The organism is Mycoplasma sp. AC157, from assembly GCF_054343415.1.
On record NZ_JBTGVE010000030.1, the window covers coordinates 1 to 10,477 of the forward strand.

Genomic DNA, 10,477 nt, shown 5'->3' on the forward strand with positions numbered 1-10,477 from the left:
TATAAAATACAAATAGGTTATAAAAACACTGGTGCACTTTATATTTCATTTAAGGAATTCTCCTAAAAAGAAGAATTTTGTTTTTATTTATATCTAATAGAATCAAGCATTTTTTCATCAAATATTTTTAAAAATTCAACCATTAAATTAATCATTGCTTCAATATCGAATAATGAAGCAACTCCTAAAGGTGAATGTAAATATCTTTGTGGAATTGATAAACTAATTGTTGGAACACCACCTTTTCCATATTGTAATTCAGCAGCGTCTGTTCCACCACCTTGTGCTACATATTTATAAACTGGAATATTATGTTTTTTACCTAAATCCATTAAAATTTGTACTAATTTTGGATCCATTAATGTTTCAAAATCTTGAACATTAATTGCAACTCCTGCTCCTAATTTAGGAATTCCAGTAATTGCTTGATAAGTATCGTGGGAAGCTCCAGTATCAATTGCAAAAGCGATATCTGGTTCAATTATAGAAACAGAAGTTTTTGCTCCTCTACTTCCCACTTCTTCTTGAACTGTTCCAACAAAATAAGGTCTATTTGGTAATTTTTCATCTTTTAGTCTGTTAATGATTTGATCAATTACTGTAACACCTGCACGGTTATCCATCGCTTTACCAGCAACTAAGTCAGGATTGAATAATCTAAATGTTTCTCCATGCATATAGATTCTGTCACCAATTTGAATTCCTTGTTCTTCAGCTTCTTTTTTGTCTTTGAAACCAAAATCAATAAATAAATCTTTAATGTTTATAGCTTTTTGGATTTTTTCGTTTTCCAAAATATGAATGGAAGTATGACCAAAAACCCCGTAAAATTCTTTATTTTCGGTAGTTATAAGTTTAGCTTTTGTTCCTACTACCACATTAGGTCATACTCCACCAATGGTTACAACTCTAACTTGTCCATTTTCTAAAATTTCAAGAACTGAAAAACCAACTTCATCCATATGTGCAGCAAGCATAATTTTAGGTCCATGATTATGATCTTTTTTAGTTATAATAACACTTCCCATTCTATCTCTTGCATATTCTACATTAGCATCTTTAGTGTTTTTTCTTAATGCTTCTACAACTTGGTCTTCGTATCTAGAAACACCTTCTATTTCCATGTATTCTTTTAATCTTAAAAATAATTGTTCTTTGTTATTCATTTTTGCTCCTTATTTATATTGTATTTTATTATATTCTTCATTATTCATAAATTTGAAAAATTCAGTTAATAATTGAATTACTGCTTGTAAATCATTTAAATCACAAACTCCAAGTGGAGAATGTAAATATCTTTGTGGTATTGAGATTGTTACGGTAGCAACACCACCTTTTCCATATTGTAATTCAGCAGCATCTGTTCCACCGCCTTGTGCTACAAATTTATAAATTTTTATACCTTTGTTTTTAGCCAATTGCATTAAAACTTCTATAAGTTTTGGATCCATCATAGTTCCACGATCTTGAACTCTAATTGCAACTCCATCACCTAATTTTTGTCTTCCGCTGATAGTTTGATAAGTATCGTGAGAAGCGGTTGTATCGATAGCAATTGCTATATCTGGATTTATTTTTGAAACAGAAGTTTTTGCACCTCTAGTTCCCACTTCTTCTTGAACTGTTCCAACAAAATATGGTATATTATTTAATTTTTCATCTTTTAGATTATTAACAAGAAAATCTAAAACAGTAACACCTGCACGGTTATCCATTGCTTTACCAACAACTAAATCTTGATTAAATAATCTAAATGTTTCACCGTGAATGTAGATAATATCTCCTGCTTGTACACCTTGTTCTTCAGCTTCTTTTTTATCTTTAAAACCAAAATCAACAAATAAATCTTTTGTTGTTACAGCTTTTTGAATTTTTTCTCTTTCCAAAATATGAATAGAAGTATGACCAAAAACCCCGTAAAATTCTTTATTTTCGCTAGTTACAAGTTTTGCTTTTGTTCCTATTATAACATTAGCTCATATACCACCAATGGTTGCAACTCTAACTTGTCCGTTTTCTAGAATATCAAGAACAGTATAACCTACTTCATCCATATGAGCTGTAACCATAATTTTAGGTCCTTGATTATGATTTTTTTTGGTGATAATAAGTGAACCAAAATTATCATATTCATAATTTAAATTTTCACTCATAGTGTTGCTTTTTAGTTTATTTGCTACTTTTTCTTCTCTTCTAGAAACACCTTCTATTTCCATATATTCTTTTAGTTTTTTAAATATTTCTTCTTTATTGTTTTTCATTTTCTACTCCTTGTATAATTTCATTTTGTATGTATTCAAATGAGAACCTATTTATAATTATAAGATTTTCTAGGAAAAAGTTGCTAAAAATTGAATAAGCTTTCTCTTTTTTAAACATTTCTTTTTTATAGGTTGTTTCAATAAAATCATTAATTGAATCTACTAATGGCAATATAAAATTTTCATTGAATGTTTTTGTTTGAATTTGCTTTTTTTTATTTTCATACTCAAAGTTGAAAGTTAAATTATCTTCTTTATCTAGCAAAATTAACAAAATTTTGTTTTTAGATAACAAACTTAACTTTTTACTATTGAATATTGATTCAAAAATTGAACTATATTTCTCTGTATTTGCTAATTTGATAAATTCTAAACAAGCATTAAAAGTTTCTTCATTAGCATTTTCTAAAGTGGTTTGCAATTCATTAAAAGAAATATCTATTATTGCTTTGGTTTGGAATTTTTTAGTGCTTGCAAGAAGTTCTTGATTAGTTTCAAAAAGCATTTTTTCAAATTTTTGCTTGTAAGTTTCAGGAATTCAAGGGGCACTTAATTCAGTTTCAATTAATATTTTTTTATTTATAAGTTCTTTTTCTTTGTTAATTATTTCAATAATTTCTTCATAATAATTTGGTTTCATATTTTAACTTTAATAAAAATATAGATAATATAATAATCATCTATATTTGTTTTATTATTTTTTAATTCTAATTTCTTTAAGTCTAGCAGATTTACCTTTTCTATCTCTCATGTAGTAAAGTTTTGCTCTTCTAACTTTGTTTGAACGAACAACTTCAATTGAAGAAATTGTAGGTGAATTTAAAGGAAATGTTCTTTCAACACCAATACCGTATGAAACTTTTCTAACAGTAAAGGTTTCTCTAGTTCCTTCGTTTTTCATTGCTATAACTAAACCTTCGAAAATTTGGATTCTTTCTTTTGAACCTTCTTTAATTCTTACGTGAACTTTAACATTATCACCTTGTTTAAATTTAGGTAAATCAGTTCTTAATTGTGAACTTTCAACAATTTCCATTAATTTATTTTGCATTTTCTTTCCTTTCTAAAATATCTGGTCTATTTTTTTTAGTTTTTTCAATTTGCTTTTGTTTTTTCCATTCTTCTATTTTTTTGTGATGACCACTAAAAAGAACTTCTGGAACTAACATATTTTTATAATTTCTAGGTCTGGTATATTGTGGATAATCTAATAATCCTTCATTTTCAAAAGAATCATTTAAATGGGATTCTTCCTTTATAACACCTTCAACCAATCTGATTACAGAATCAGCAACTATCATAGCAGGTAATTCCCCACCTGTTAAGACATAATCACCTATTGAAATTTCTTCATCAATTAAATAATCAATAATTCTTTCATCAAAACCTTCATATCTACCTGCAATTATTGTTATCTCTTTTTCTTTAGATAATTCTCTTGCTTTTTGTTGATTAAAAACTTTTCCTTGTGGGCTCATAACAATTTTTTTACCGCCAACTGTTTGCAACGCTAAATCAATTGGTTCTATTTGTAAAAGCATTCCATGACCGCCACCAAAAATTTGATCATCAACTTTTTTATGTTTGTTTTGTGAAAATTTTCTTATATCTATGATGTTTATTTCAATGATTCCTTTTTCAATTGCTTTTGCAATTATAGATTCACTTTTAAATATTTCGAAATAATTCGGAAATAGTGTCAAAAAGTTAATTTTCATATTATTTTGCTTTTTTAGAAGCAGCGAATTCGCTTAAAATTGATTCTTTTTTCAATAAAGTTTTAACAGTTTCAGTTGGTACTGCTCCAATGTTTAATCATTTTAAAATTAATTCTTTTTCAAGTTTTAATTCTTTAGAACTTGGGTTATAGTGTCCTAATACTTCAATAAATCTTCCATCTCTTGGTGCTCTTGCATCAGCAGCAACAACTTTGTAAATAGGATTGAATTTATTTCCTAAACGTTTTAATCTAATTTTTACCATATTTTCCTTTCTTGTTTTTTATACTTACTTATTTTATTAAATTATTTAATGCTTTAATAATGAAATAAATTTTACCACTTTTTGAAAAAATGTCAAGTAAAAGTGCTTGACAGATGATTTTATTTTTCATTTCTAAATTTAAAAAACTTAAAAAAAGAGATTTTTTTCATTTATAAAGACTAAAAAAAACAAAAAAATTACATTTTTTGTATAATTAAAAAATGAAAAATACACAAGACTTTATTACCATAGTTGGTGCAAAAGAAAATAACTTAAAAAATATAAATCTAAAAATACCAAAAAATAAGTTAGTTGTCTTTACCGGAGTTTCTGGTTCTGGTAAATCATCACTTGCTTTTAATACAATTTATGAAGAAGGAAGAAGGAGATATGTTGATTCTTTAAGTTCATATGCTAGACAATTTTTGGGTGGAACTAAAAAACCTGATGTGGTGTCTATTGATGGACTTTCTCCTGCTATTTCCATTGAACAAAAAACAACTCATAATAATCCGCGTTCAACAGTAGGTACTATTACTGAAATATATGATTATTTACGTTTATTATATGCAAGAATAGGAAAACCATTTTGTCCAAAACACAAAATTGAAATTACAAGTCAAAAAACCAAAGATATTGTTGATTCTATCTTTACTTTTCCGGAAAATTCAAAAATTTATATCCTTTCTCCTGTTGTTTCAAATGAAAAAGGTTCACATGAAAAATTAATTGAAAAATTAAAGAGAGAAGGTTTTTTAAGATTAAAAATTGATGGAAAAATTTTCCTAATTGAAGAAGATGAAATCAAATTAGAAAAAAATAAAAAACACAACATTGAAATTGTTGTTGATAGACTAAGTATTGAAGAAAAAAATAGAGGTAAAATTACCGAATCCATTGATGTAGCTGCTGATTATTCTCAAGGAATAGTTAATGTTGAAATTCTCAATCAAAAAACAATTACTTTTTCCAAGCAGCAAGCTTGTCCATATGGTGATTTTAATATGCCACACATTGATACAAAGGATTTTTCTTTTAATTCACCAAGTGGTATGTGTGACAAATGTAAAGGAATTGGTGTTATTTTAAGAGCGGATTTTGATTTAATAGTTCCTAATAAATTCTTTTCAATTCAAGAAGGAGCAATCAAATTATTCCCTTTTCCAATTAATGGAAAATCTATTGAATGAAAAGAATTTGAAATTTTATTAAACTATTATGATATAGACATCAATAAACCAATTAATGAACTTTCTGATGAACAAATAGATATCTTAAAATATGGTTCAGAACATGAAATTAGTTATACCATTAAATCTGAAAGTGGTAATAAATACAATAGAACAAGAAGAATTGAAGGACTTTTAGAAAGAATTGAAAGAAAATATTTAGAAACTTCCAGCGAAGATATTCGTAATTGATACAAGAAGTTTATGTCAGAATTCAATTGTGATGAGTGTGGCGGAGCAAGATTAAATCGCTACTCATTAGCTGTAAAAATCAATGATTTAAATATTTTTGAACTTTGTAACTTATCAATTGAAGATACATTAAAAGAAGTTCAAAATTTAAGAATTAATGCTTTTGAAAAAGAAGTTGCCGAATTATTAGTTAATGAAATAAAAGATAGACTAAGTTTTTTAGTTAATGTAGGATTAGAATATTTATCTTTAAATCGTAAATCAGAAACCCTTTCAGGTGGAGAATCACAAAGAATTAGGTTAGCAACACAAATTGGTTCAAATTTAACTGGTGTTCTATATGTTTTGGATGAACCATCAATTGGTTTACATCAAAAAGATAATCGTAAATTAATTAATTCTTTGAAAAAAATGGTTGAAATTGGTAATACATTAATAGTTGTTGAACATGATGAAGAAACTATTTTAGAAGCAGATCACATTATTGAAATAGGACCTTTAGCAGGTCGGAATGGTGGAGAACTAGTTGCTGAGGGAACTGTAGAAGATATTATGAATAATCCAATTTCAGAAACAGGAAAATTTTTATCAGGTAAAAATTTTATTGCTATTCCTAATAAAAGAAGGGCAGGAAATGGGCAATTTATTTCTATAAAGGGAGCTAAAGAAAATAACTTAAAAAATATTGATGTTAATTTTCCATTAGGTAAATTTATCGCAGTTACAGGGGTTTCTGGTTCTGGAAAAAGTACTTTAGTTAATGAAATTTTAGTTAAAGCACTTGAAAATATGACTTCTGAAGAAAAAGTAAGAGTTGGAAAACACCAATCACTAAATGGACATTATAATATCGATAAATTAATTAAAATTTCACAATCACCAATAGGAAGAACTCCAAGATCAAATCCAGCAACTTATACAAGTGTTTTTGACGACATAAGAGACGTTTTTGCTAATTTAGAGGAAGCTAGAAGTCGTGGATATTTAAAAGGGAAATTTTCTTTTAATGCTTCTGATGGTCGTTGTGAAAAATGTCAAGGTGATGGAATGCTAAAAATAGAAATGCATTTTCTACCTGATGTTTATATCAATTGCGACCACTGTGATGGAACAAGATATAAAAATGAAATTCTAGAAATTAAATATAAAAATAAAAATATTTCAGATGTTCTAAATATGACTGTTCTAGATGCTTATGAATTTTTTGAAAATCGCCCTAAAATAGCAAGTAAATTAAAAACTCTAATAGATGTTGGACTTGACTATATTACTTTAGGACAATCAGCAACTACTCTTTCAGGTGGTGAAGCACAAAGAGTAAAATTAGCTAAATTCTTACAAAAAAAACCTACAGGAAAAACTTTTTATGTACTTGATGAACCAAGTACGGGATTACATCCACTTGATGTTTCCAAACTAATTAAAGTTCTTAATAGATTAGCAGATAGTGGTGAAACTGTTTTAGTAATTGAACATAATTTAGATATTATTAAAGTAGCAGACTATGTAATTGATTTAGGTCCCGGTGGTGGAGTTAATGGTGGAAAAATAGTTGCAACAGGAACTCCTGAAGCAGTTGCTCAAAATGAAAATTCTTTTACAGGTCAATATTTAAAAGGAGTCTTGAAAAATGGAAAACATTAAAATTTCTTTTTTAATAAATGAGTTTAATTTAAATCCCATCAACAACTTTCCAGAAGGGGAAATCAAAAGACCTTCTATTAATAGAGCGGGTTTATTACTTGCAGGTGTAGTAAGTAATGAAACTTTAACCAAAAATATTGTTGCTTGAGGAACAAATGAATCGGAATTTTTACTTTCTTTAAACCAAACAGAAAGGAAAAATGCATTAATTCGTGTTTTAGGACAACATCCACCACTGCTAATGTTGTCAATTGGTTTTTCTAAAAAACTATATGATGAAGTACTTGAAATTGCCAACCAATTTTCAGTACAAGTTACTAATAGTGAAGAACATTTATCCACTTTAATTGCAAATATAGGAAGTTTTTTATCAGAATATTTTGCTAAAAAAGAAGCAGTTCATGGTTGTGCAATTATCATAAACGGAGTTGGGGTTTTAATTGTAGGTTCTTCAGGAGTTGGAAAATCTGAAGCAGTGCTTGAGTTAATTCAAGATGGACACACTTTTGTTAGTGATGATACGGTAATTATTTCTAGGCTTGGAACAAGATTTATTGGAAAACCATCTCCAATTACTCAAGATTTATTAGAAGTTAGAGGAATTGGAATAATTGATATTAGACATACTTATGGTTCTAGTATGATAAGAAAAAAACTTGATATTGATTTAGTTCTTGAATTAGTATTAAGTGATAGTGCAATTAATTTTGATAGATTAGGTAATAGTGAATTGCATTATAATATATTAGGTGGAACTATTCAAAAAATTCAAATTCCTGTTAAACAAGGAAGAACAACTTCATCACTTGTTGTTGCAGCTGTTAATTCTTATTTGGTTAAACAGGATGGTTTAGATCCAATTCAAAAAATACAAGAAAGGATAAAAAACAATGCCAAATAATGCAAATTTTCCTGAATATTTAAAAGAAGCACGTCCTTTTAAAGAAGGAGAGGCATATTATTTATTTAATCAAACTTGATTACCAGTTTATAGTGTTATGATTATGCTGGGAATGATTTTAGCAATTTTCACGATTTTCTTTTTTTGAAAAAGAGAAAAAATGAATACTGATCATTTAGCAATTTTAGTAATGATTACTATTCCTACATCTATTATTGGTTCAAGACTTGGTTTTATTTTTGAACAATTAATAGCAGGAAATGCTGAATCATTAAAACATACTTGATGAAATATTAGATCGGGTGGTTTATCAATTCAATGAGGAGTTATTTTAGCTACAATAAGTGATTTAATATATATTTATTTTAAAAGAAGCGTAATAGACTATCGAAAAGCAATGAGTATTATTTTACCAGCTGTTTTAATAGGACAAGCAATTGGTAGATGAGGAAATTATACCAACCATGAAGTTTATGGAAAAATAGATGTAGATGGAAGTAGTGTCTTATGACTTGGAGAAACTATTGTAAGAAATATGTTTATTAGTGACTCTGTTAATTCCGATGGAGCATTAAGAGTACCTTTATTTTTCTATGAGTTTTTAACATCAATTGTTGGTTATATATTAATTGTTTGAATATTTAATCTTTTCAATTGATTAAAACCTGGTGTTACAGCAGGTTTCTACTTAATTTGATACGGAATAGTAAGATCTTCTATGGAATTTTTAAGAGAAGAATCTTATGTATTTTACTTTGTTTTAGCTATTATTTACATTGTTGTTGGTTTAATATTTGTAATTTATTACCAATTTTTTGCAAATTACAAATATTCAATTAGTAAAACAGGAATTAAAGTAAATAAAGTTCAAAGATACGAGAAAACAAAAGAAAAAATGTTTTTCATTACTTGAGTAAACTATAAAAGAATTAATTAAAATTATAAAATAAAAGAAGGTAAAAAAATGGAAAAAATTTATGATGTAGCAATAATAGGTGCAGGTCCAGCTGGTTTAACAGCAGCAATTTATGCATCTAGAGGAAATTTATCAGTCGCAATTATTGAAAAAGGTGCTCCTGGTGGAAAAATGGTAGCACAATCAAAAATTGAAAACTGACCAGGAGATAAAGTTGTAATGGGAGCAGATTTAGCTCTAAGAATGTATGAACACGCTTTAGAATATGGTGCAGAGCATTTATACGGAGAAGTAGAAAAAGTATTATCTTTAAGTGAGTTTGAAAAAGAAATTCACTTAAAAAATAAAAAAATTATTAAAGCAAAAGCAGTAGTAGTTGCTTCAGGTATGAACGAAAGAAAACCAATGGATATTGAAGGGATTTTAGAATTTGAACATCGCGGTGTTTCTTATTGTGCAATTTGTGATGGTCCTTTATTTGGTAAAAACCCATCTATCATTATAGGTGGTGGAAATTCAGCTGTTGAAGAAGGTTCTTTCTTAGCCTCTATTGCTTCAGAAGTAAATATCTTTGTAAGAGATGCTAAATTTAATGCAGAACCAAGACTTGTTGATGAATTAATGTCAAAACCAAATGTTAAAGTTCACTTTAACTCTAAAGTTTTAAAATTAAAAGGAAATACTTCTTTAGAAGAAGCAGAAGTTGAAATTGATGGTAAAATTCAAACAATTAAAGTTGCTTCACTATTTCCATACATTGGATTTATTCCTGCAACCGGTTTTTTAAAAGACTTAAATATTTTAGAACCAAATGGTTTTATCAAAGTGGATCACTTTCAAGAAACTAAAGAAAAAGGAATATATGCCATTGGAGATGTAACTCAAAAAGAAATTAGACAAATAGCAACTGCAACAAACGACGGAACTATTGTAGGAAAAATTCTTACCAATCGTTTAGGAAAGTAATAATAAAATTTTAAATCATAACATGATATATATAATAAAAAAGTAAAAAAAGACTGTTTTTTTAATAAAAAAAGACTTTTTTTTTTTTTTTGTAAAAAAAGAAGAAAAAATATAAAATATTATGGAAATACCATGAAATTAAATGGTATTTTACTAATTAATAAAATAATATTTTTAGGAGAAAAATGAAAATAAAATTTAAAAACGTGCTTTTAACTTTAGGTACGAGTGCAACAGCATTAGCAGGATTTGCTTTTGCTGTTTCTTGTGAAAAAAAAGAAGAAGCTAAAAAACCTGAAACACCTTCAACACCTACAAACCCAGGACAAAGTGGTTCAGGAACAGAAACTTCAACACCTACTCCAGGTTCTGAAGGATCAGAAGG

The 10,477-nt window shown here is 27.7% G+C and carries 11 protein-coding genes; 5 read left to right on the top strand and 6 right to left on the bottom strand.

All coding sequences use genetic code 4. The features are described 5' to 3' along the window. Nucleotides 1–83: 83 nt before the first annotated feature. From ACXX84_RS03855 to rpsP, 6 genes are read right to left on the bottom strand one after another with little or no spacing between them, the layout of a single operon-like run. Nucleotides 84–1,166, bottom strand: coding sequence for a M42 family metallopeptidase (locus ACXX84_RS03855; RefSeq protein ID WP_436358925.1), 1,083 nt, complete (start codon nucleotides 1,164–1,166; stop codon nucleotides 84–86). A 9-nt stretch (nucleotides 1,167–1,175) separates the two neighbouring features. Then, nucleotides 1,176–2,261 carry a M42 family metallopeptidase gene (locus ACXX84_RS03860; RefSeq protein WP_458559207.1) on the bottom strand — a complete coding sequence of 362 codons (1,086 nt, stop codon included), beginning with the start codon at nucleotides 2,259–2,261 and terminating at the stop codon, nucleotides 1,176–1,178. Continuing rightward, complete coding sequence (locus ACXX84_RS03865) at nucleotides 2,248–2,901, bottom strand: hypothetical protein (protein WP_458572941.1); 654 nt, start codon at nucleotides 2,899–2,901, stop codon at nucleotides 2,248–2,250. Before ACXX84_RS03865 ends, ACXX84_RS03860 begins: the two co-directional genes overlap by 14 nt. Nucleotides 2,902–2,955: 54 nt before the next feature. Further along, nucleotides 2,956–3,312, bottom strand: a complete 357-nt coding sequence (gene rplS / locus ACXX84_RS03870) for a 50S ribosomal protein L19 (RefSeq protein ID WP_436358928.1) — start codon at nucleotides 3,310–3,312, stop codon at nucleotides 2,956–2,958. Further along, nucleotides 3,302–3,979 carry a tRNA (guanosine(37)-N1)-methyltransferase TrmD gene (gene trmD, locus ACXX84_RS03875; protein ID WP_458560453.1) on the bottom strand — a complete coding sequence of 226 codons (678 nt, stop codon included), beginning with the start codon at nucleotides 3,977–3,979 and terminating at the stop codon, nucleotides 3,302–3,304. The genes rplS and trmD overlap by 11 nt, the downstream gene beginning before the upstream one ends. A 1-nt stretch (nucleotide 3,980) precedes the next feature. After that, nucleotides 3,981–4,244, bottom strand: coding sequence for a 30S ribosomal protein S16 (rpsP, locus tag ACXX84_RS03880; protein ID WP_458572942.1), 264 nt, complete (start codon nucleotides 4,242–4,244; stop codon nucleotides 3,981–3,983). A 221-nt stretch (nucleotides 4,245–4,465) separates the two neighbouring features. On the opposite strand from rpsP, the gene uvrA reads away from it, so the two are divergent. From uvrA to ACXX84_RS03905, 5 genes are all read left to right on the top strand, one after another. Continuing rightward, on the top strand, nucleotides 4,466–7,309 hold the full coding sequence (gene uvrA / locus ACXX84_RS03885; protein WP_458572943.1) for an excinuclease ABC subunit UvrA: 2,844 nt from the start codon (nucleotides 4,466–4,468) through the stop codon (nucleotides 7,307–7,309). Beyond that, complete coding sequence (hprK, locus tag ACXX84_RS03890) at nucleotides 7,296–8,210, top strand: HPr(Ser) kinase/phosphatase (protein WP_458572944.1); 915 nt, start codon at nucleotides 7,296–7,298, stop codon at nucleotides 8,208–8,210. Before uvrA ends, hprK begins: the two co-directional genes overlap by 14 nt. Further along, complete coding sequence (gene lgt / locus ACXX84_RS03895; RefSeq protein WP_458560456.1) at nucleotides 8,200–9,147, top strand: prolipoprotein diacylglyceryl transferase; 948 nt, start codon at nucleotides 8,200–8,202, stop codon at nucleotides 9,145–9,147. The genes hprK and lgt overlap by 11 nt, the downstream gene beginning before the upstream one ends. Before the next feature lie 27 nt (nucleotides 9,148–9,174). Next, nucleotides 9,175–10,092: an NAD(P)/FAD-dependent oxidoreductase gene (locus tag ACXX84_RS03900; protein WP_458560987.1), complete on the top strand. Its 918-nt coding sequence runs from the start codon at nucleotides 9,175–9,177 to the stop codon at nucleotides 10,090–10,092. A 185-nt stretch (nucleotides 10,093–10,277) separates the two neighbouring features. Then, on the top strand, nucleotides 10,278–10,477 hold a 200-nt coding region (locus ACXX84_RS03905), incomplete at its 3' end, for a hypothetical protein (protein WP_458572945.1).